The organism is Mediterranea sp. An20, assembly GCF_002160055.1.
GTDB lineage: Bacteria > Bacteroidota > Bacteroidia > Bacteroidales > Bacteroidaceae > Bacteroides > Bacteroides avicola.
Genome location: NZ_NFJV01000008.1, coordinates 34,509 through 56,225 on the forward strand (window position 1 = coordinate 34,509; position 21,717 = coordinate 56,225).

Consider the following 21,717-nt stretch of genomic DNA (forward strand, 5'->3'; position numbering starts at 1 on the left):
CGCGGATTCCGCGCCTTTTTCTTTTACTGCCAACAGGAGTTTAATAAGCATGTTCGCCCTTCTCTTCCAACTCCTGCGTGTCCATCTTCCGGTTGTTGATGCTGCGCCAGGCGTAGATGATGTACGCCAACACGAACGGAACGAGGATGGAAACGTAGGCCATTGTCTTCAACGTAAACTCACTGGAACAGCTGTTGGTCAACGTCAGCGAACTTTGCAAATCCACGTTGGAAGGATAATAAGCCGTGTTATTGTATCCGGCCACGAGCAGCAAGGCCAACACCGTCAGCACCGTGCCAATACCGGCAAACCAGATACCCTTGTCGAACGCGGGCTTCCATAGCGTACGGACGATGCCCCACAGCACACCTGCCACGCCCAAGAGAAAGACAATGAGCACAAGCGGCATGGCCAGGAAGTTGTTCAGATATTTGTATGGCTCCATATAAATCTCGCCCGTTTCCGGATTCACCGCAAAGCCGTCGGCCACCAGCGTGCGCACCAAGAAAGCCAGGAAGAACACGAGGAACAACACCGTATTGCCCCACAACGCCCGGCGACTGCGCGCCACGAGGTCGGAATCGTCTATATTATTAATAAAGTAGAGGGCACCGAGAATGCGGGAAAGGAAGAACACCGCCAGACCGAGGATGACGTTCCACACATTGCCCAGCGCATCCAGCCCGTGCCAGTTGTTGGCCCAATGGCTGATGACAGGCATGGCCTCTGTCAGATTGCCCTTATCCACGTAGAAAGCCGAGCCGGTGAAGAACGTAGCCACGGCGCCACCCAGCAGCACAGGACCCACCACACCATTCAGAATCAAGAAGGCACGATACGTCTTCTGCCCCAACAAGTTGCCCGCTTTCGACTGGAACTCATAGCTGACGGCCTGCAGCACGAAAGTGAAGAGGATAATCATCCACAACCAGTACGCCCCGCCGAAGCTGGTGCTGTAAAACAAAGGAAACGAAGCGAAGAAACCACCGCCGAAGGTGACAAGCGTGGTAAACGTAAACTCCCATTTACGCCCCGTAGAGTTCATAATCAGCCTGCGTTGCTGCTCAGTCTTACCTAAGCAATACAAGAGGGAATTGCCTCCCTGCACAAAAAGCAGGAATACCAGAATCGCTCCCAACAAGGAAACGATAAACCACCAATAATGTTGAAGGAAACTATAGCTCATAAATGATAATGTTCAATGGTTAATGTTCAATGATTAATAATCAATGATTAATTGTACTCCACTCCTTTTCGGATAGCCTTCAGCATAATGCCAATCTCGGCAATGAGCAGGACGGTGAAGAGTAACAGGAACAGGAAGAAGGTGGTCTGCACAGAACCGACCTCCAGCTTGGAGATGGCGGCAGACACAGGCAGCATATCCTGAATGGCCCACGGCTGACGGCCACATTCGGCCACGGCCCAGCCTGCCTGTCCGGCAATATATCCCAAGGGGATGGTCCACATGGCTACCAGATGCATCCAGCGCACCTTCGAGAGGTCGCGCTTATAAACCAGGAACAACAGGACAAGGAAGAAAAGGATAAAATATCCGCCCAGCATCACCATAACGCGGAACATGTAGAATGTCAGCGGCACGTCAGGCACCAAATCGTTGACATGCTTGACATAGCCATAACCGAAGTAAGGCATATTCTCTTTCAGCACCCGGGCAGCCTCCTGCGCTTTGACTTCATCGCCTTCGGCTTTGGCGGTACGATAGTCGGCAAAGGCAGTGATGGCAGCCTGGCCGCGGGCAATCTTTTCTTCGGCAGAGAGAGCCGTAGAACCGTCTTTCAGTCTGTAGCCTCCGTCCAGCAGGTCGTTGATGCCGGGCACGAAAGCATTGGCGTCACGCTCACCCAGCAGAGAAAGCATCTTGGGTATCTCGATGCGCATCAAGAAGGGGTCTACTCCATCATCGGGCGTCTGCTTCGACGGATTCAAGATGCCGAAAGCCACCAGACCTGCTCCTTCCTGTCCATCGTAGTAACCTTCCATGGCAGCCAGCTTCATGGGTTGCTTCTGTGCCACCTGGTAGGCAGAACCGTCACCCGTCCAGGCAGAAAGCACGGCAGCTACCAATCCTACCCACGCAGCGACTTTGACACTGGCCAGAGAGAATTGCTTATCGCGCCTCTTCCACAGATACCAGCAACTGACACCTACTACGAAGATGGCACCCAGCACCCAACCGGAAAGCACGGTATGGAAGAACTTGTTGACTGCCATAGGCGAAGTGGCCACAGCCAGGAAATCAACCATTTCATTGCGGGCGGTGTCGGGGTTGAACTCCATGCCTACGGGATACTGCATCCAAGCATTGGCCACCAGAATCCACCAGGCAGAAATAGTAGCTCCCAGCCCTGTCAGCCACGTAGAGGCCAGGTGAAAACCACGGCTTACCTTGTTCCAGCCGAAAAACATCACGGCAATGAACGTCGCTTCCATGAAGAAAGCAAGAATACCCTCAATGGCCAACGGCGCGCCGAAAATATCGCCCACAAACCACGAGTAATTGCTCCAGTTGGTTCCGAATTCAAACTCCAAGATAAGACCCGTAGCCACGCCGATAGCAAAGTTAATGCCGAAAAGCTTCATCCAGAACCGGACCGTGCGTTTCCAGAAAACATTGCCCGTGCGATAGTAAATCGTTTCCATCAGGCCCATAATCACCGCCAAACCTAAGGTCAGCGGCACAAAAATCCAGTGATAAATGGCCGTCAGGGCAAACTGCGCCCGCGACCAGTCAATCAGAGAAGTGTCAATGTGTTCTACCATACGAATATCTGTTTTTAATTATAGATTTTATCTACTAAGGAATAGAGAGGAAAGTCACAGCTGTCATGGGGCAGGAATCCCGCGTTCTATCAGTTCGCGGCTCACAAACTCGTCTTCCTCCAACTGCCCGGCCCGTTCTCCGATAAAATCGGGAAAGAAGAAGAGTTTCAGGACAACGAAAATAATGAACAGCTTCAGCAGGATAATAAGCCACAGCACGCGCCCCCAGGTCATGGCCCGGAAACCGTCGCGATAAAAACGCCAGATGTTTGTCACGGTCTGCATCATAATTGGTCAAGGTCATTTTTATAACGATTACAAATATATCGTTCCTTTGATTATCTGCCAAACAAAATGGCAGCAAATCGCAGGAGACACCCCTGAAAAACGCATTTGGACCTGTACCAATGCCTCCATATACACCACTTACAGGCTACCAACTGCGGAGAAAACGGTATGCACCAACCGCGTTTATCGACAGAAAAGAGGAAATAGACGAGAAAAAACGGCCCAACGTCCAACGCTTTTGCATGCCAAACAGACATTGGTTTATTTTGCACACAGAATAACAAGTAACCAGACGAAGAGTATGAAAAAGGTAAAAAGATTGATTGCAAGCGCCTGTTGCGCCTTGGGATGCACCGCACTATGGGCCCAGGACATCGCGGAAACGGCGGCCGACAGCCTGCCCGAACGGTGGAATTTGCAGACATGCATCGACTATGCCCTGCAACACAACATCACCATCCAGCGCAACCGCATCAGCGCACAAAGCACCGAAGAAGACCTCAAAACGGCCAAGGCAGAGTGGTTTCCCAGCCTGAGTGGAAGCGTTAGCCAACGTATCGTGAACCGGCCGAACACCAACAACGGAACCATCATCAGCGGCGACAACATCACGACGAGCGAAAGCAAGACATCGTACAACGGCGCGTATGGCATCGATGCCAGTTGGACTCTGTACAACGGAGGAAGCCGGATAAACGGCATCAAGCAACAGAAGCTGAACAAACGCATCGCCGAACTGAACGTGGTTGAGAGTGCAAACAGCATACAGGAGAATATCATGCAACTCTATATGCAGATACTCTATGCTGCCGAAGCGGTAAAGGTGAATCAGGGAACACTGGAGGTGAGCCAAGCCACTTATGAACGGGGAAAACAACTGCACGAGGCGGGAAGCCTTTCTGCCGCCGACCTCGCCCAATTAGAAGCGCAGGTAAGCAACGACAACTACCAGGTGGTGACTGCACAAGCCACGCTACAGGACTACCGTCTGCAACTGAAGCAGTTGCTGGAACTGGACGGAGAATATGAGATGCAACTGGACATGCCGGAACTGGATAACACCGACGTGCTCAGCCCTCTGCCGCAGAAAAATGACGTCTACCGCACCGCCCTGTCAATCCGGCCTGAAATCGAGTCGGGACGCCTGAACATCGAAGCGGCCGAACTGGACATCAAAGTGGCACGTGCCGGATACATCCCAAGCATCAGCCTGACGGCGGGTATCGGAAGCAACAACGCCAACGGCAGCGACTTCACCTTCAGCGAGCAAATCAAACAGAACTGGAACAATTCGCTGGGCGTAACATTGAGCATTCCTATCTTCGACCGGAGGCAAACGAAAAGTGCTGTCAACAAGGCCAAGCTACAGAAGCAGACCAGCCAACTGGACCTGGTGGACAGCCAGAAAGAGTTGTACCGCACCATCGAGAGCTACTGGCTCGATGCACACAGCGCACAGCAACAATACGAAGCTGCCCTGCAGCAGGTAAAAAGTTCGCAAACCAGCTACGAACTCGTCAGCGAACAGTTCAACCTGGGCATGAAGAACACCGTGGAACTGCTGACGGAGAAGAACAACCTGCTCAACGCACAGCAATCGCTGCTACAGGCCAAGTATATGGCTCTGCTCAACGCCGGACTGCTGCGTTTCTACCAGGGAGAGGTCATGGAATTGTAAGAGCTACGAGCCACGAGTCCGTTGCCGTGCGAAGCCGCTTGTAGCTTATAGCCCGTAACTCGTAACTAAAAACAGAACATTAACAAATCAACAACCGATATGAACAAAAAGAAAATCATCCTCAGTGCCACCGTCGTCATCGTGGTGGCAGGCGCAGCCGTCTGGGCACTGTCCGGTGGAGCCAAAAAGCAGGAGGTCAAGTACGAAACAGCCGTGGTGGGACGGCAAGACATAGCCGATTTTGTCACCGCCACCGGAAGCATCGAGCCCGTCACCGAAGTCGAAGTGGGTACGCAGGTGAGCGGCATCATCGACAAAATCTACGTAGACTACAACACGGTGGTGAAGCAGGGACAGCTCATCGCCGAGATGGACAAGGTAACGCTGGAAAGTGACCTGGCATCAGCACAGGCCACGTATGATGGAGCCAAGGCGGCTTACGAATACCAGGAAAGTCTGTACAAGCGCAACCAAACGTTGCACGAGAAGAATCTCATCAGCGACACAGACTTCGAGGAGAGCCGCTACAACTACCTCAACGCCAAGAGTAATTTCGACAGCAGCAAAGCCGCCTTACAGCGTGCCGAGCGCGACCTGTCGTATGCCACCATTACCGCGCCCATCGACGGCATTGTCATCAGCAAGGACGTGGAAGAAGGACAGACGGTGGCTTCGGGATTCGAAACACCTACACTCTTCACCATCGCTGCCGACCTGACGCAGATGCAGGTAGTGGCCGATGTGGACGAGGCTGACATAGGCGGCGTGCAGGAAGGCCAGCGCGTGGAGTTCACTGTTGATGCTTATCCCGGCCAGACCTTCGCAGGACAAGTGACACAGGTGCGCTTGGGCGAATCGAGCGAAGACGCATCGTCCTCGTCCAGCAGCAGTACGGTGGTCACCTACGAGGTAGTCATCTCTGCCCCCAACCCCGACCTGAAACTGAAACCGCGGCTGACGGCTAACATCAACATCTACACCTTAGACAAGCCCGGCGTGCTGGCAGTGCCCACCAAAGCTCTGCGCTTTACCCCTGCCACGCCCATCGTGGGAAAGGAAGCAGTGGTGACAGACTGCGAAGGCGAGCATAAGCTCTGGACAAAAGAGGGCAACACTTTCACTGCCCACGCCGTACAGACGGGTATCTCCAACGGTACTTACACCGAAATACTCGGTGGAATCAGCGAAGGGACAACCGTTGTAGCCGATGCCGAATTTGGAGGCACCCCCTCCAAGGCCGAGACTGCATCAAGTGGCGAACGCAGCCCCTTCATGCCGGGTCCTCCGGGAAGCGACAAGGAGAAGAAAGAAAAAGAGTAGTAACCGGCGATGCCGGGCAGGCCGGCTGCAGCGGACGACTTGCAGCCCGAAACTTCCAAGTGCTTAGAGACAAACTTCCAAGTGCTAAGGAGCAAGCTTCCAGTCCCTTGGCAGTAAGTCTCTAAGCAACAAGAAGCAAAAGGCTGTTTACCAACAAAATATCCTCCAAACCTCTCAGTAAAGCCTGCCCTTGAGACAGCGGTTATCTACTGGCACACCTTTTTATATATATAGACAGAAAGAAAGTATGAACAAAACAGTCATCGAACTTCACGATATCCGCCGCAACTTCCAGGTCGGCGACGAAACGGTACACGCCCTACGCGGTGTCTCGTTCTCCATCTGCGAAGGTGAGTTCGTCACCATCATGGGTACCTCCGGTTCGGGCAAGTCTACCTTGCTCAACATCCTGGGCTGTCTGGACACCCCCACCAGCGGCGAATACCTGCTGGACGGCACCAGCGTGCGCACCATGTCGAAACCCCAGCGCGCCATCCTACGCAACCGCAAGATAGGCTTCGTCTTCCAGAATTACAACCTTCTGCCCAAAACCACGGCCGTAGAGAACGTCGAGCTTCCCCTGATGTACAATCCCGCCGTCAGCGCTGCCGAACGCCGCCGACGCGCCATCGATGCTCTGGTGGCCGTGGGGCTGGGCGACCGTCTGGAGCACAAGTCCAACCAGATGTCCGGCGGACAGATGCAGCGTGTGGCCATCGCCCGCGCCTTAGTGAACAACCCGGCAGTCATCTTGGCCGACGAAGCTACGGGTAACCTCGACACGCGCACGTCTTTCGAGATACTTGTCCTCTTCCAGAAGCTGCACCAGGAGGGACGCACTATCATCTTCGTGACACACAACCCCGAAATCGCCCAATACAGCAGCCGCAACATCCGACTGCGCGACGGGCACGTCATCGAAGACAAGCAGAACTCCCAAATCCTCTCGGCCCGGGAGGCATTGGCCGCGCTGCCGAAGAACATTGACGACTAAATCAATTAAGAATTGAGAATGAAGAATTAAAAAATAAGAGCGAAAGAAATGAAGAATGTACCTGCACGCCCATTCATATTTCTCAATTTATTAATTATTAATTCTCAATCCTCAATTTTCAATTTATAACAGACTATGAACGGAACCAACTTATTCAAGATAGCCCTGCGCGCTTTGTCCAACAACAAGCTGCGCGCCTTCCTCACCATGCTGGGTATCATCATCGGCGTGGCCTCGGTCATCACCATGCTGGCCATCGGCCAAGGCTCGAAGAAGAGCATCCAGGCACAGATATCGGAGATGGGCTCGAACATCATCATGATACATCCCGGCGGCGAACGACGCGGCGGTGTCCGTATGGACCCCAGCGAAATGCAGACGCTGAAACTGACCGACTACGAATCGCTGCGCGATGAAACCAACTTCCTGGCTGCCGTCAGCCCCAACGTCAGCAGTAGCGGACAGCTCATCGCCGGCAACAACAACTATCCTTCCAGCATCAGCGGTGTGGGCACGGAATACCTGGAGATACGACAGCTGTCCGTCGAGCAAGGCGAGATGTTCACCGAAGCCGACATACAGGTATCGGCCAAGGTTTGCGTCATCGGACAGACCATCGTCGACAACCTCTTCCCCGACGGGCAGGACCCCATCGGTAAGGTCATCCGCTTCAACCAGGTACCTTTCCGCGTAGTGGGCATCCTCAAGTCCAAAGGCTACAACTCCATGGGTCAGGACCAGGACGACATTGTCCTCGCCCCCTATACCACGGTGATGAAGCGTCTGCTGGCCCAAACTTATCTGGAGGGCGTCTTCGCCTCTGCCCTCAGCGAAGATATGACAGACTATGCCACGGAGGAAATCACCACCATCCTGCGCCGCAACCACAAGCTCCAGGCTTCGGACGAAGACGACTTTACCATCCGCTCGCAGCAGGAACTCAGTTCGATGCTGAACAGCACCACCGACCTGATGACCACGCTGCTGGCTTGTATCGCCGGCATCTCGCTCGTGGTGGGCGGTATCGGTATTATGAACATCATGTACGTCTCCGTCACCGAACGTACCCGCGAAATCGGCCTGCGCATGTCGGTCGGCGCCCGCGGTGTGGACATCCTGGCACAGTTTCTTATCGAGGCTATCCTCATCAGCATCACGGGCGGTCTGATAGGTGTGCTCATCGGTTGTGGAGCTTCGTTCATCGTAAAGAACGTGGCCCATTGGCCCATCTACATCCAGGCATGGAGCGTATTCCTGTCGTTCGCCGTCTGCACCGTCACCGGCGTGTTCTTCGGCTGGTATCCTGCCAAGAAGGCTGCCGACCTCGACCCGATTGAAGCCATACGATATGAATAAAGTTACGAGCTACAAGCTACGAGCTACGAGTATAGTGTTTTAGCTCGCAGTGCACAGCCATTGGCAGCGCGTAATTCATAAAACTTGTAACCCGTAGCTCGTAGCTTGTAGCTTGTAGCTAATAACTTGTAGCTCGTAACTCGTAGCTCATAACTCATAACTCGTAACTTGTAGCTCGTAACTCGTAGCTCGTAACTCGTAGCTCGTAACTCGTAGCTCGTAGCTCGTAGCTCGTAGCTCGTAACTCGTAGCTCGTAACTCGTAGCTCGTAACTCGTAGCTCGTAACTCGTAGCTCGTAACTTGTAGCTCGTAACTTGTAGCTTGTAGCTCGTAACTTGTAACTCGTAGCTCGTAACTCGTAACTCGTAGCTCGTAACTCGTAGCTCGTAACTGTGGCTCGTAACTCGTAGCTCGTAGCTAATAACTTGTAGCTCGTAACTCGTAGCTCGTAGCTAATAAATCACTATCTTTGCCGTATGAAACAGACCAACACACATCCTCGCTACATCGAGGCCGTCATTCATGTCATCGGATGGGGCATCGTCTTCGGCTTCCCCTACCTGATGATGAGTCGCAGCGGAGTCAATCTCACCTGGGAAGACTACCTGCGTCATGGCAGCATCGTACCGTTGTCGTTCCTCATCGTGTTCTATACCAACTACCTCTTTCTTATCCCCCGCTATCTCTTCGGTGGACGGACGAAAGAGTATATTCTGATAAACATACTGCTGATTGCCTGCCTGGCATTCGGTTCGCACCTCTGGCAGGAATACACGTTCCGCCACCAACTGCCGGAGAGACCCGACCAGCCGTTCCACATCGGACCGCCCAAGTGGCTTTTCCTCCTGCGTGATGCCTTCTCCATGGTGCTTACCGTAGGCTTGAGCACAGCCATCCGGTTGAGTAAGCGATGGATAAAGATTGAAGATGCCCGCCGTGAAGCCGAGAAAAGCCGTACGGAAGCCGAACTGAAGAATCTGCGCAACCAACTGAACCCGCACTTTCTGCTCAACACGCTGAACAACATCTATGCCCTCATCGCTTTCGACACCGACAAGGCACAGACAGCCGTGCAGGAACTGAGCCGCCTGTTGCGCTACGTACTTTACGAGAATCAACAGAAGACTGTCACCCTGGACAAGGAAATAGATTTCATCGGCAATTACATCGAACTGATGCGTATCCGCCTGGCAGCCAATGTCAATGTGGAAACCCACTTCGACATCCGTCCGGACAGCCGCACCGAAATAGCACCGCTCATCTTCATTTCGCTGATAGAGAATGCTTTCAAGCACGGCATATCCCCCACTGAGCCAAGCTTCATCCGCATCTGCTTCAGCGAAAGTCCCGGAGAGATAAGCTGCCATATCACCAACAGCTATCACCCCAAGACACAGACCGACAAAAGCGGAAGTGGCATCGGGCTGGAACAGGTACAGAAACGTCTGGACCTCTCCTACCCCGGCCGATATTCTTGGAAACAAGGTATCAGTGAAGATAAGAAAGAATACTATTCACAACTAACCATCAAGACATTATGAAGTGCGTTATTGTAGATGATGAACCTCTGGCTTTGGACCTTCTGGAGAGTTATGTCAAAAAGACCCCGTTCCTGGAATTGGCTGGCAAATACTCCAGTGCTGTACAAGCCATGAAAGAACTGGCCGACCAACAGACTGACGTGATATTCCTGGACATTCAGATGCCCGAACTGAACGGCTTGGAATTCTCGCGTATGCTTTCTCCTGAAACCCGCATTATCTTTACTACCGCCTTCGACCAATATGCCATCGACGGCTACAAGGTAAATGCTCTTGACTATCTGCTAAAGCCCATCTCTTACCCCGACTTCCTACAAGCCGCCAACAAAGCCCTGCACCAACATGAGCTGATGCACCGCTCCCCCCCTCAGGACGAAATAGACAGCATCTTCGTCAAAAGCGAATACAAGCTGGTTCAGATAAAACTAAAGAACATACTTTATGTGGAAGGCCTGAAAGATTACATCAAAATCTACGAAGAAGACAACCCCAAGCCCGTGCTGTCACTAATGAGTATGAAAGCGATGGAAGACCTGCTGCCTTCCTCGCAATTCATGCGCATACACCGTTCATACATTGTGCGCAAGGACAAAATACGCATCATCGACCGCGGGCGCATTGTCTTTGGCAAGACCTACATTCCCATCAGCGACAGCTACAAACAGACGTTTCAGGACTATCTGGAGAAAAGAAGCTGACTAAAGTTCCTCTATCTCACGCAGAGTAAGCCCTGTCACTTGCGAAATAACGTCTATACTTATACCCATCTCCTTCATCTTACGTGCGGTTTCCTGTAAACCCTCCGCACGACCTTCCGCACGACCTTCCGCACGACCTTCCGCACGACCTTCTGCACGACCTTCTGCCAAACCTTTGGCACGGCCTTCTGCCAAACCTTTAGCATGTCCTTCAGTCAACGCATCGCTCACTAAGGTCTTTTCAACCCTCACTGCATCCCAGAAATCATCATACCACAACAACTGCGCATCGTTGAAAGCAGACTCTTCTATCTGAGTCACGGCTTTCTTAATATCCGGATTATCCAATAATTCTTGAGGCACCTGACGGGTCTGTTCGTCGATTTCCGTAAGATAACGCAACCACAAAACCTGCATACGCCGATCGTTATAAGTATGAGGAGTAAACTTAGGCAATTCTACAAAAATGAAGCGGAGTCCCTCTATCACCTTATCCGTATGCTCCACCTGAACAATGCGATAGTCATGATAATACTCCTTCAAGTCGGGGGCAAAAATATCATTCACCAAACTTAAGGAATAAACGGGCTGCAGCAATTCATATTTGATATTGCTGCCCAACTGACGGACGTAGGCCTTGGAAGCATTGAAAAGAACACGCTGCATAAAAGCCGATGACCACAGCATCTGCATCTCGACGATGAACTGGCGGCCGACCTTGTCTCTGCAACGCACATCAACGATGCTGTTTTTCTTGAGCGGGGTTTCTGGAACCAGCTCAGGCACCAAGTATTCAATCTCCTCTATCTCGTCTTCCGGTTTCTCAAACGGCAACAAGGCGTTGAGCAGACTTCTGACAAGGTCGGGATGTTCACCGAATACTTTCTTAAAGGTAAGGTCGGCTTTAGGATTCAAGTATCTCATAAGGATTCCTCCAATGCTACAAGGGTTATATATATGGGTTATGTGGTTACAAAAATAGGAAGAAAAACGGAATCTGCCTTATAAACAATAAAAAAAGGCTGAATAGCCAGGTACTTTTCCTGCCAAAGGCTCTCTATTATACACCGACAGTCTGCCGGCCAGTAACGCCTTAACGTCACAGCATCGCGTCCATGGCAACATGCTGTTGCCGCGCACCATCACGGTCACAACACGCCCCTCGCCTACCAATCTGCCCAATTCCGGGACAGGCACAGAATTATCCAAATACTTTTTCATGCACAACAAAGTCTTTTCCCCTTCCCTTAGCCAATGTAGCGGAGAGCTTATCAGAGAAAGAGGGCACCCGGAAGAGTGCCCTCGCAAACAAAACAAACAAACGGTCCTTCCCACCCATACCTGGAAGGGAAAGACGAATCGTCTCACGACGAAAGAAGTCCATATTTATTCAATTACGTAGTGGACCTTTACCTTTACGCAACGATTCAGCTTGGCATCCAATCCGCGCGTGCTCTTGTCTGTCACGGTAGCAATCGGATCCGTCAGCGCATTGAGTGAAAAGTTATTGCCTACAACCTTGCTGAAGTTCTTATTGCCTTTCAGCCACTTTATAACCGTGTAGGCACGGTTATAAGCCAATGTCTTATTGCGTTCCAACCCTACGTTCTCTGCATCCTGGCCGGTATAGTTGTCCTGGCTGGTAGCCAGTCCCTCGGCCTGCACATACAATATACGTCCATCTTTCAGGATATGGTGGATGTTCTCCACCGTAGCCGAATCGGCACAAGTAGCTACATAGCCCTCGTTGCCCTCAACTGCCGCATAAATATCGGCAAAGCTGTATATGTCGGCTTCGGGATCGGCAGGCATGTGATTCTTGACAACTTCCAACCCGCGGTGTGCATTCAGCCCGAATGAAGCGGTTTCCCGATAATTGTCCCCGCTCAACAGACTCTGTGTCCTCGTCTCCTCATCCACGCGGTAATACCATGTTTTGTTTCCCTCATAGACAGGAGCATAGTAATAGCCCATCTTATCATTAAACTCCTTCAGATGAGCAGCATCCATAGGCAGAGATATAGGAGAATCGGACATCTCATAACCCAATGTCACATCACCGCCTACAGCTGCTTCATACGCCTTGCTGGTAGGCACATCCTCCGTAGCCAGGTTTGAAAGCCGACCACCTCTGGCCAATCGGGCATCCACAGCCTTCTCGTCGGCAAACTTTTTCTGTGTAAAAATACCCGATGCTAAATAGTCGATGGCATTTACTGAATCATCGGCTATGATGGGAGCGTCATCCCGACCGGAATAGTTATTGGGAAAGAAAACATAAAAAACAAATTCGCCATATTCCGGACAAGTGGAAGTCATAATAGCGTTATTCACCGGAGCTTCTTTCACGATGTAGACAGGAGCAGGACAAGAGATGCAACGTTCCCATCCGCGTCTCTTGAAATAGTAGGTCAAACCGACACGGAAACCGGCATCCAAATCAAACCAATAGCTATTCTTCAATTTATCCTTCAGCACCACTGCATCAAAATTGGTCTGGTACAAGGTGACATAAGCCTTTAAGTCCAATGAAACAGCCTTAGCTTTGGTGAAAAAACGGCTGTATTGAAATTCCAGGTGACCGGACCATTCATTACGCTGTTGCTCTATCCCATAATGATGCAGCGTACCGATACCCATGGACAGAATAAACTGGTTCATCAATCCCTCAGAATTGATGCCTTCATACCCCTTGAACAAACGGGAAAGGTTAAACATCACGTTGGCGTTCAGGTCCCACCATTTATATTTCGTTTTCCAATAAGGATTACCATTTTCATCTATCATCGGATCCCCCTGCGTAAAATAGGTTTCCTCACCACTGTAAGCTCTGGAATTTCCTATACCAAACTGAAACTTCACACCTATTCCCGGCGTGAACCATTTACCAAGCCCCACATTGAAATCGGGCGACAACTTTCCCTTGAAGTCGCCTATCGTGCCGTAATCACCCAGGAAAGCATGATAACCTACACTTCCCAACACAAACCAGTTATCCCAGAAACGGTTAGTAACTACCCGATAATGGTCATCTGTCGGCTGCGCCAATGCTGGTATCTCGTCAAGCAAAGTATCTGCCTCGACAGTCTGGGGCTCCACGGTCTGTGCCTGCAGCCTGCCGCTCCATACCAGCAACAGAAGCATACCAGTCAAACAAAATCTTAATCTTCTCATTTTCTGTTTTTGTTTTAAATATTTGTTACATAAACACTTGTCAATAAGCATTCGCCTCTCCCCGTATAAGATTGGCAACGGTCTTATAAATGATATACAAGTCCAACATAAAACTCCAATGCTCAATATACCATATATCATTCCGCACTCGGTTCTCCATGTCCTCCAGTTTCCGGGTTTCCCCTCGGTAACCAGACACCTGACTCCATCCCGTAATGCCAGGCTTCACATAGTGACGCACCATATACCGGTTTATCAGTCTAGAATATTGCTCCGTATGTTTCAGCATATGCGGACGCGGTCCCACCACACTCATGTCACCCCGCAACACATTGAAGAACTGAGGTGTTTCATCCAGACTGGTCTGCCTCAGAAAGCGCCCCCATGGAGTAATGCGAGGGTCATCCCGTCTGGCCTGTACCAAATCACTCCGGTCGTTTACGACCATGCTACGAAACTTATAGCAGACAAATTCCTTATCGTTTATCCCAGTCCGTTTCTGGCGGAAAAACACAGGACCGGGCATCGTACACTTGGTCCCCATCGCTACCACCAGCCAGATCACAGGAAACAGAGTACATAGGAAAACCAGCGAAAACACGATATCGAACCCTCGCTTCAGCACCTGGTTGCCTAACCGGCTTAAAGGCTCGCGATACAGGCTCAGATAAGGCACTCCCCCCACCCGATCCAGATACATGGTATTGGGAATATAGCTAAGCACCTCCGGCACACTGTAAAAATGTACCAGATGGTTCTCGCAATAACTCACAAGTTCCACCACCCTCTCCCGCTCGGAAGACGACAGGTTGCAGAATAATCCTTCCACTCCAGGATGAGTCTGCAAATAGGCGATGATATCCGACGGCTTCCCCAAGAAACGGCATTCATCAGGAAAATCCGGATTAGGTTCCTGCCCGAAATACCCCGCCACATCATAACCGGCCCATGCCTCAGAAGTCAGTTCGTAATAAAGCCGGAGACAAATGTCCGAATGTCCCACCAACACAACAAGCTTGCGGTTTTTCCCTTGTAAACGGAGATGTTTGATGGCAAAGCGGAATCCCAGACGGAATGTCAGCAGGCATACCCATAAAACCAGCAGATACCCCACAAAGAAATAAGACCATACATCGATACAGCCTCCCAGACCAAGTACGCCTCCCGCCAATATAGCATAAGAGAGGACATTCCGACAAACACTCGTCACTATCTGAAAAGCATAAACCAAGCGTCGATACACCAGAACGGTCTGCCTCATAGCACACACCAGATAACACAACATCAAGGTAAACAGAATCTGGGCTTTGGGAAGATTCTGCATTTTTTCCCACAGCGTCCCGCTCAGCATCCGGTCCATCCACTCAAACAGAACCCCACCATCAAGTTAGAAGTGGGGGTTAAGGCAATAGAACAAGAGTGCATCCCAGGCATTCTGCAGGCTTTTGGCTGTACGTGAATTGGCAGGCATAGATGAATAACAAGCTCTCGTTACAACAGAGTACCCTGATACGGGTGAAATCGTTTCAACACCAGACTACTGAAACAAAATCTTTTCAGCCGGAATATATCACCGGACAAAATGGAATAGGGCCAATCCATCCAACTGAATGTTGAGAACGATGTGTATAAAGTTTCCCATATCTTAATATTGTCCGTCTCCTTCCGTACTCTTCTAAGCACCTTTAAATCAATATTTTCCTTTAACAATAAAAAGGTTTCGGGACTGAGATTCCTCTGTAAAAACAACCAACGACATTTCTTAGAACTTTCCTGTTGCTGTAGGCTATGAAATGTACTAATCTGTGTAGCCGACAATCGATACCGCAACAACCTTTCTGAAATAATGTAAAAATCTCCATAGGAAACCAAGTCTATCCAAAATTTATAATCCTCCGCACAAGGATAATCAGCATCATAACGCAGGTGATATTCATCCAATATGCTTTCCGCATCATAACAGACGGATGCGCAATGCCCGATTCTAAAACAAGATTTTTTTGAAACTCCTCAGCAGAAATAAAACGATATGCCCTATCAGGAACCTTTTTCACAATCTCTAGATCACCAAAGAGACTAACTTCCGTCCCACAAACAATAATGTTCGGCGATTTTTCCATCACCTCCACTTGCTTTTCAAACCGTGTAGGCAATGAAATGTCGTCGGCATCCATGCGGGCGATATACTTGCCACGGCACAGGTCTATACCGCGGTTCAGCGTATATACTAATCCTTGGTTGACTTCGTTTTCATAATAGCGTATCCGTGCATCAGAAACGGATAGAATCCGCTCACGAGTAGCATCAGTGGAACCGTCGTTGATGATGATGAACTCAAAATGCGGGTAGGTCTGCCATAGTATACTTTGCATAGCTTCTACTACAGTGACTTCCGCATTGTAAGCAGGCATCAAGACACTGACCAACGGAAATTCTCCACCCATATTGCGACCATTATTTACAGCCTTCATCTTAACCATATTTACTATTAATAAACTCAAACCGACTAACGAAGATTAAGTATTTCATTTCTATATAGAGTCGGAGTTTTTCCATACTCCTGCTCAAAAATCCGATAAAATGTCCGGACATTATTGAACCCAGATTCGTATGCCACAGCCTTGATAGGAGTGTCCGGGCACTGTTCTAATAGATTCAACGCATGCTCCAACCGCAAATGATTGATGTATCCGTTAAAATTAGTATGGGCATATTGCCGCAGCAACTGAGCAGCCTTATTCTTGTTAATCAATCCCAAACGTAAGAAATGCTCTCTGGAAAACTCTGGATTCAAAAATAATTTCTCTGACAAAATAGTCTGATGGATATGCTCAAACAATTCTTCATCTTCCGAGAACATGCCAGAAGAACTTGCCGAAGATTCTGGGAAACAGTCCGGCCCCTCCGAGGGAGCATTACCCGGAATTGTTCCGGAAACGGAAGAGGCAAGAGAATAGCTAACGGAAGCACTTTCCAATGCTTTTCTCAATTGTTTTATCTGACTATATGCATGCCCTATGTACACCAACAAAATAATGATGATAATGGCCTGTAATCCAAGAATCGCCAGCATACGTAGAAAAGAACAAAAAATAAAGACTGCAGATTTTTCTCTCTGCCCGCAGCACTCTATTCGAGCACTTCAAGCAAATCTAAACAAATTTCAGACAAAACAATAGCCAATATTCCCTGAAGCACCACCACTACCCGCTTACTTCGACACCCCTGAACCCGCTGGAAAACGCCTTCAATGCCATCGAAGGGACCTCCCAAAATGCGGACTCTAACGCCTGTTCCCAAACGATCCAATTCATGAGCTGTCAAGTAAACAATTTTTTCATTCTTTATCTGGCTGGCACGCATGAACTGCTCCATCTGGTTGTTTGGAACAACCAAAGGCAGACTCCGACCTTCATCTGACTTGGTGAGATATTGCAAAAAAGGTATGCGGTAAGTTTTAACCTCCTGAATGCACTTCCGAGTGGCATGTACAAAAATAAGGTTACTGACAACTGGACACCATTCGCGTTTTTTCTTTCCTTTCCGCATGATAACCTTATAAGCCATCGGAATAAAACTTTCTATTGACATTTCGTCCAACAGCTTTTGAGCATCCAACTCTCTCCGGAAAGGAGCATTCATAGCAAACCAACAAAGGTCATTATCCGAATTATCCGGCCACCTATTGCTAAGTAATTCTGACATAAGAAGAATTATCAGACATATACTTCTGGCTCCTCAAATACAATACATATATTTATATATCAGATATTTACGAATTAAGTACGGAAATATCTGCGTTTCTTCAAGGACAGTACTTAAGTTCAAGTTATATTTTATACTACAGAACCCATTGTGTTATATTACAAAGTACACTTTTCCAAAGAAAGCAAATATACTATAAAAAATATTTGTGATATATTAACACTAAAAAAATGAGGCAGATTTCAAAAATCAAGTGTAGAAAAAGTATAGAAAGCGAAGTGGTAGACTGCCCTCATATTAAGGAAGCAAACATTCTTAGACACATAAAAACACAGATTCCGCTCTTATCATATAAGATGAGCAAAATCCGTGTTTTTAAAAATTTTACTTCCGACAAGTTTGAAAGGAGTTGTCGACTTCTACTAATGCTCAATGTCTGTACAAAAACACTTTCTCAGTCAAGTGAAGTGAATGTAGCGAAATGCCACACACTGCTCAGCACCTCAATCCAATTACCTCCACAATGACAGTGAAAGAATTTTGAACAAACGTTTACCAGAATCTGTTTTTGTCCGGATTATATTCAAAACCGACAGCTTTGAGTTTCCGAACGATGTCATCCTTTGGAACATTCAAATCATCGCAAAGTGCATCCAGTGAAGGATAGGAATCACGCAATTTCATATTGATGAAGCTATAAAGCATCATCGGCTCTTCAGGCAAATTCATAGTTCCTAATCTTTTTATTTGTGTTAAAACTAATACCGCTGCAAAAGTAGAGATTTTCCTATATACACCGGATTGACATTTGTCAATTTTACACTATACCTCTCCAAAACTCAACGGAAACCACCGGAACGATATTGGGCAATAATGACATAAATGACAACCGGAGCACCAATAAGGGGGGTTACCGCATTCAAAGGAATCAAACCAAACTGGACGGGAGGCACACACAACAGATTGCAGAAGAGTGCCACCCCGCCACCGGTCAAGGCAGTCAAAGGAAGAAGAGTGCGATGATTGGCGGTGCCCAGCAGCATACGTGCCAAATGGGGAACAGCCAAATCAAGGAAAAGCACTGGACCGCAAAAGGCGGTAGTAACAGCAGTAAGAAGACCCGTAACCACTAACAGGGCATGACGTACCCTACGGACACGCACACCCAGATTTTCGGCATAACGTTCGCCCAGCAGCAAAGCATTCAATGGCTTTATCAGCAGGAATGTGCCGGCTAATCCCAATAATATTACCGAGGCATAAGCGGGCATCTGCTGCAAGGAAACGCCTCCGAAATGTCCCATGCCCCATACCATGTAAGACTGCACTCCTTCGGCTGTAGCACTGAAATTGAGCAGCGAAACCACGGAAGAGGCCAAATAGCCTACCATCATGCCGGTAATGAGTAACATCACGCTGCTTCTTATCAAGGTAGAAAAGAATAAAATAAGAGCCATCACAGACATGGCTCCAGCAAAAGCGCCCAACAGGACAGCCAGGAAACCGGAAAGACTGAAACTGCCCGCCGTGAAACTTCCACCTAAGCACAACATAACCACAGCCACTCCAAGCCCTGCACCGGAGTTGATACCCAATATGGAAGTACCGGCCAAAGGATTCCGAAAAGCCGTCTGAAGCAACAATCCGCAAACAGCCAAAGCACTGCCAGAAAGCAAAGCTGTCAACGCCTGGGGCAAACGAGCTTCCCAAAGTATAAAACTCCAACTGGGATGAGCATCGGCATGACCAGACAAGATTTGCCACACAGCACTCACCGGTATGGAAACTGAGCCCATGGCAAGATTAGCCATCATCAGCAGCACAATGCCCACACCCAGCAGAATAGCATATTTCCCTCCTTTGCCCATACACTTTTTTATTCTTCTTTCAGCTTGCAAAAATAGCGCAATCCACCCAAACCTCCCAACTCAGGATGCAGAATCTGAATCAAATCGGAAAGCAAATAATCGGGATGGAAAGGAGTCTCTTCGTAGAAATTCACCCGCATCGTGTTACAGCCGTAAATATTACGCTGCCTGAATGCTTCAAATTCAGCATAACCGGCATAATCGGCCTGAAGAGAAGAGTAGGTCAGATCCCGGTCGTTATTGTATTTGATAAGCCAGACATCTGCATCACGGGCCTGGTCGAGTACAGATTCAAAAGACATGGGAACGGAGCCACTGGTCTGCTGCCCTGCAAAGACATAACGTCCACAAGCATCAGCATACAACTGTCCCATAGGACTACGCCCACCGGGCACATACCACACAGAGCCATACTTCAAATCGCCAAATACGGAAAGTGATACAGATGACAGAGACGCCTTGAATTTTAACTGCCGATAATGCTCCTCTACCTCTGCAAATAAACTGTCCGCCCGGGTTGCCACACCAAACAGCCGCCCATAGAACCTCATCCATTCGGCACGCCCCAACGCAGAGGTTTCAAGATAATCCGCACATTCTACGATGGGAATATCCAACTTCCCGATACGGCCGTAGCCATTGCTGTTCTGGAAAGGAGAAAGCAGGATTGCATCGGGATGCAGTTCAATAATCCGTTCGATATCGGGATTCATGCCGCTACCGCAATCGGTCACCGTTCCCTGTTCACAGGCCTCTTGCACAAAAGGAAGATTGATATAGCGCAAGTCACATACCCCTCCGATGGCATCGTCCACCCCCAAATCGGCCAGCAAGCCGCAGTGTACGGACGAATAGACCAGTGATTTGGAAAGAGGCACACGCACCACTGTCCCTTCGGGCAAATCAGTCGGCAATGCCTTGTCGCGAGAAACAAGTATATAGGTGTGTAATGTCTTCAATGTGTCCCAAGGATTGCGAAGGATTGCCATGGAGTAATCTTCGTAATCCACCAGAGTCAGATTCTCGGCATAACGCAAGGCCAGCGTATCTCCTCCAGACAACGGCAAAGAGGCTTTGCCCCTCCCGCCACAGGCAGAGAAGAGCAAAGCCCAACCTAACATTACAAATAAATAACTATGTCGCATTTTGTGTTCACTCCAGTAACATCATATTCACAGCACCTACCCCCACGTCATACCTGGCCAATAGCTGCCCTTGTTCATCATACTCACAGACATAGCTGGGCAGCGAATAAGCATTGACGGGATCACTCACATAAGAAGTAATGAAGAAATGCCCGTCAGCAGGATTGACAATAATGCCAGCCGGATTGTCTACCAGGTTGTACTCAAATCCCGAGTTGCTTACTTCTGCCGGGATAAAGTCCTCATCCAGCACACTGTTGTCCGCAACATTATAAGAAATATACTGGATATTTTCGGATCCGGTCCAGCTGTTGTAGATGGTATAAAGGGTGTTGCCCGACAGACACATTAAAGTGACGGGCACCTGCAAATCCGTAGCCGTATCTGTAGCCGTATCAATGGTCCAGAGAGAAGACGGATTGGCTGCATAGTCGCCCATACAAGCCACAAACAGTTTGCCGGTTGCGGCATGACCTACCAGCTTGGTAGGATTCATGCCCACTCCGATTTTCTTTTCTTCCGTAAAATCATCCAGCTTAATTTTAGAAACGCTCTTACCGTCTACGTAACCTCCTCCATAATTCATACCATCTGAATTAACCACATAGAGATAATCACCGACAACGGCCATTTCTTCAGGATTAGGTCCCACCTGCACAGTCTTGTCTATCGCATTCGTAGCGGGGTCAATACGCGACACATACCCGTCAAACATAGATACATAAATATATTCACCATCCGTCACAATGTCACGCGGTTCTGCACCTTGCCCGGTAGCAGGCAAGATCTGTGCAATGCTCTCCACTGTGTTTTTATTCACCACTTCGATGGTGTTCGATTCGGAAACTGCAATATACATATTATTGCCCAACACCACGCCGTCTTGCACCGTAGAACCCAAGCTACGACCGTTGACCTCCTTGAATACCTCGTTCTTATATCCGCGAGGAGAGACCAGGTCAATGAACGACAAAGAGCCTTCTATGCTGGAACCCTGATTGCCTGAATTAAACACATAAATACCCCTTTCGGCGCGAAACGGCTGTTCGCCATCATCATTTCCGGTGTTTCCATCATCATTACACGCCATAAACATCATGGGCATAGCCAATGCCCAAACTAAGAACTTCAAATGTTTCTTCCAATTCATAATCTTCTACTATTA

At 49.1% G+C, this 21,717-nt stretch carries 19 protein-coding genes; 6 read left to right on the plus strand and 13 right to left on the minus strand.

The annotated features are described in order from the left end of the window. Window positions 1–40 precede the first annotated feature (40 nt). The 3 genes from B5F34_RS06180 to B5F34_RS06190 all read right to left on the minus strand — a co-directional run bounded on the left by B5F34_RS06180 (window position 41) and on the right by B5F34_RS06190 (window position 3,072). A complete protein-coding gene (locus tag B5F34_RS06180; protein WP_087336183.1) occupies window positions 41–1,186 on the minus strand; it encodes a cytochrome d ubiquinol oxidase subunit II in 1,146 nt (381 codons plus the stop codon). Window positions 1,187–1,233: 47 nt separating this feature from the next. Further along, on the minus strand, window positions 1,234–2,784 hold the full coding sequence (locus B5F34_RS06185; protein ID WP_087336185.1) for a cytochrome ubiquinol oxidase subunit I: 1,551 nt from the start codon (window positions 2,782–2,784) through the stop codon (window positions 1,234–1,236). A gap of 63 nt (window positions 2,785–2,847) precedes the next feature. After that, window positions 2,848–3,072, minus strand: coding sequence for a DUF4492 domain-containing protein (locus tag B5F34_RS06190; RefSeq protein WP_087336188.1), 225 nt, complete (start codon window positions 3,070–3,072; stop codon window positions 2,848–2,850). Between the two features lie 301 nt (window positions 3,073–3,373). Here B5F34_RS06190 and B5F34_RS06195 point away from each other — a divergent pair, with 301 nt between their 5' ends. The 6 genes from B5F34_RS06195 to B5F34_RS06225 all read left to right on the plus strand — a co-directional run bounded on the left by B5F34_RS06195 (window position 3,374) and on the right by B5F34_RS06225 (window position 10,660). Then, window positions 3,374–4,750, plus strand: a complete 1,377-nt coding sequence (locus B5F34_RS06195; protein ID WP_087336346.1) for a TolC family protein — start codon at window positions 3,374–3,376, stop codon at window positions 4,748–4,750. Between the two features lie 99 nt (window positions 4,751–4,849). Beyond that, window positions 4,850–6,070, plus strand: coding sequence for an efflux RND transporter periplasmic adaptor subunit (locus B5F34_RS06200; RefSeq protein ID WP_087336189.1), 1,221 nt, complete (start codon window positions 4,850–4,852; stop codon window positions 6,068–6,070). Window positions 6,071–6,317: 247 nt separating this feature from the next. Continuing rightward, a complete protein-coding gene (locus B5F34_RS06205) occupies window positions 6,318–7,064 on the plus strand; it encodes an ABC transporter ATP-binding protein (RefSeq protein WP_087336191.1) in 747 nt (248 codons plus the stop codon). Between the two features lie 135 nt (window positions 7,065–7,199). Next, the gene (locus B5F34_RS06210) at window positions 7,200–8,420 is read left to right on the plus strand and encodes an ABC transporter permease (RefSeq protein ID WP_087336193.1); all 1,221 of its coding nucleotides are present in this window, start codon (window positions 7,200–7,202) and stop codon (window positions 8,418–8,420) included. Between the two features lie 477 nt (window positions 8,421–8,897). After that, complete coding sequence (locus tag B5F34_RS06220) at window positions 8,898–9,962, plus strand: sensor histidine kinase (RefSeq protein ID WP_087336194.1); 1,065 nt, start codon at window positions 8,898–8,900, stop codon at window positions 9,960–9,962. Further along, window positions 9,959–10,660: a LytTR family DNA-binding domain-containing protein gene (locus tag B5F34_RS06225; RefSeq protein WP_087336196.1), complete on the plus strand. Its 702-nt coding sequence runs from the start codon at window positions 9,959–9,961 to the stop codon at window positions 10,658–10,660. Before B5F34_RS06220 ends, B5F34_RS06225 begins: the two co-directional genes overlap by 4 nt. Here the strand turns inward: B5F34_RS06225 and B5F34_RS06230 are convergent, their stop codons facing one another. The 10 genes from B5F34_RS06230 to B5F34_RS06280 all read right to left on the minus strand — a co-directional run bounded on the left by B5F34_RS06230 (window position 10,661) and on the right by B5F34_RS06280 (window position 21,702). After that, window positions 10,661–11,584 (minus strand): Rpn family recombination-promoting nuclease/putative transposase, encoded by a 924-nt coding sequence (locus B5F34_RS06230; protein WP_087336199.1) that lies wholly within the window; start codon window positions 11,582–11,584, stop codon window positions 10,661–10,663. Window positions 11,585–12,046: 462 nt separating this feature from the next. After that, on the minus strand, window positions 12,047–13,834 hold the full coding sequence (locus tag B5F34_RS06240) for a hypothetical protein (protein ID WP_140392968.1): 1,788 nt from the start codon (window positions 13,832–13,834) through the stop codon (window positions 12,047–12,049). A 40-nt stretch (window positions 13,835–13,874) separates the two neighbouring features. Continuing rightward, on the minus strand, window positions 13,875–15,194 hold the full coding sequence (locus tag B5F34_RS06245) for an undecaprenyl-phosphate glucose phosphotransferase (RefSeq protein ID WP_087336210.1): 1,320 nt from the start codon (window positions 15,192–15,194) through the stop codon (window positions 13,875–13,877). Window positions 15,195–15,708: 514 nt separating this feature from the next. Further along, the gene (locus tag B5F34_RS17850) at window positions 15,709–16,314 is read right to left on the minus strand and encodes a glycosyltransferase family A protein (RefSeq protein ID WP_239448838.1); all 606 of its coding nucleotides are present in this window, start codon (window positions 16,312–16,314) and stop codon (window positions 15,709–15,711) included. A gap of 26 nt (window positions 16,315–16,340) precedes the next feature. Then, on the minus strand, window positions 16,341–16,907 hold the full coding sequence (locus B5F34_RS06255; RefSeq protein WP_087336212.1) for a helix-turn-helix domain-containing protein: 567 nt from the start codon (window positions 16,905–16,907) through the stop codon (window positions 16,341–16,343). Between the two features lie 56 nt (window positions 16,908–16,963). Continuing rightward, window positions 16,964–17,539 carry a UpxY family transcription antiterminator gene (locus B5F34_RS06260; RefSeq protein WP_087336214.1) on the minus strand — a complete coding sequence of 192 codons (576 nt, stop codon included), beginning with the start codon at window positions 17,537–17,539 and terminating at the stop codon, window positions 16,964–16,966. A 552-nt stretch (window positions 17,540–18,091) separates the two neighbouring features. Next, window positions 18,092–18,268 (minus strand): DUF4250 domain-containing protein, encoded by a 177-nt coding sequence (locus B5F34_RS06265; RefSeq protein WP_087336216.1) that lies wholly within the window; start codon window positions 18,266–18,268, stop codon window positions 18,092–18,094. A 110-nt stretch (window positions 18,269–18,378) separates the two neighbouring features. Then, entirely contained in the window at window positions 18,379–19,407 is a 1,029-nt protein-coding gene (locus B5F34_RS06270) for an iron ABC transporter permease (RefSeq protein ID WP_087336218.1), read from the minus strand. An 8-nt stretch (window positions 19,408–19,415) separates the two neighbouring features. Next, complete coding sequence (locus tag B5F34_RS06275; RefSeq protein ID WP_087336220.1) at window positions 19,416–20,552, minus strand: ABC transporter substrate-binding protein; 1,137 nt, start codon at window positions 20,550–20,552, stop codon at window positions 19,416–19,418. 7 nt (window positions 20,553–20,559) lie between these two features. Then, on the minus strand, window positions 20,560–21,702 hold the full coding sequence (locus B5F34_RS06280) for a YncE family protein (protein ID WP_087336221.1): 1,143 nt from the start codon (window positions 21,700–21,702) through the stop codon (window positions 20,560–20,562). Between the last annotated feature and the right edge of the window lie 15 nt (window positions 21,703–21,717).

What these genes read in the sequence shown, in the direction of transcription:
- B5F34_RS06180 (WP_087336183.1), bottom strand. Translation starts at nt 1,186, where the DNA reads ATGAGCTATAGTTTCCTTCAACATTATTGGTGGTTTATCGTTTCCTTG.
- B5F34_RS06185 (WP_087336185.1), bottom strand. Translation starts at nt 2,784, where the DNA reads ATGGTAGAACACATTGACACTTCTCTGATTGACTGGTCGCGGGCGCAG.
- B5F34_RS06190 (WP_087336188.1), bottom strand. Translation starts at nt 3,072, where the DNA reads ATGATGCAGACCGTGACAAACATCTGGCGTTTTTATCGCGACGGTTTC.
- B5F34_RS06195 (WP_087336346.1), top strand. Translation starts at nt 3,374, where the DNA reads ATGAAAAAGGTAAAAAGATTGATTGCAAGCGCCTGTTGCGCCTTGGGA.
- B5F34_RS06200 (WP_087336189.1), top strand. Translation starts at nt 4,850, where the DNA reads ATGAACAAAAAGAAAATCATCCTCAGTGCCACCGTCGTCATCGTGGTG.
- B5F34_RS06205 (WP_087336191.1), top strand. Translation starts at nt 6,318, where the DNA reads ATGAACAAAACAGTCATCGAACTTCACGATATCCGCCGCAACTTCCAG.
- B5F34_RS06210 (WP_087336193.1), top strand. Translation starts at nt 7,200, where the DNA reads ATGAACGGAACCAACTTATTCAAGATAGCCCTGCGCGCTTTGTCCAAC.
- B5F34_RS06220 (WP_087336194.1), top strand. Translation starts at nt 8,898, where the DNA reads ATGAAACAGACCAACACACATCCTCGCTACATCGAGGCCGTCATTCAT.
- B5F34_RS06225 (WP_087336196.1), top strand. Translation starts at nt 9,959, where the DNA reads ATGAAGTGCGTTATTGTAGATGATGAACCTCTGGCTTTGGACCTTCTG.
- B5F34_RS06230 (WP_087336199.1), bottom strand. Translation starts at nt 11,584, where the DNA reads ATGAGATACTTGAATCCTAAAGCCGACCTTACCTTTAAGAAAGTATTC.
- B5F34_RS06240 (WP_140392968.1), bottom strand. Translation starts at nt 13,834, where the DNA reads ATGAGAAGATTAAGATTTTGTTTGACTGGTATGCTTCTGTTGCTGGTA.
- B5F34_RS06245 (WP_087336210.1), bottom strand. Translation starts at nt 15,194, where the DNA reads ATGGACCGGATGCTGAGCGGGACGCTGTGGGAAAAAATGCAGAATCTT.
- B5F34_RS17850 (WP_239448838.1), bottom strand. Translation starts at nt 16,314, where the DNA reads ATGGTTAAGATGAAGGCTGTAAATAATGGTCGCAATATGGGTGGAGAA.
- B5F34_RS06255 (WP_087336212.1), bottom strand. Translation starts at nt 16,907, where the DNA reads ATGCTGGCGATTCTTGGATTACAGGCCATTATCATCATTATTTTGTTG.
- B5F34_RS06260 (WP_087336214.1), bottom strand. Translation starts at nt 17,539, where the DNA reads ATGTCAGAATTACTTAGCAATAGGTGGCCGGATAATTCGGATAATGAC.
- B5F34_RS06265 (WP_087336216.1), bottom strand. Translation starts at nt 18,268, where the DNA reads ATGAATTTGCCTGAAGAGCCGATGATGCTTTATAGCTTCATCAATATG.
- B5F34_RS06270 (WP_087336218.1), bottom strand. Translation starts at nt 19,407, where the DNA reads ATGGGCAAAGGAGGGAAATATGCTATTCTGCTGGGTGTGGGCATTGTG.
- B5F34_RS06275 (WP_087336220.1), bottom strand. Translation starts at nt 20,552, where the DNA reads ATGCGACATAGTTATTTATTTGTAATGTTAGGTTGGGCTTTGCTCTTC.
- B5F34_RS06280 (WP_087336221.1), bottom strand. Translation starts at nt 21,702, where the DNA reads ATGAATTGGAAGAAACATTTGAAGTTCTTAGTTTGGGCATTGGCTATG.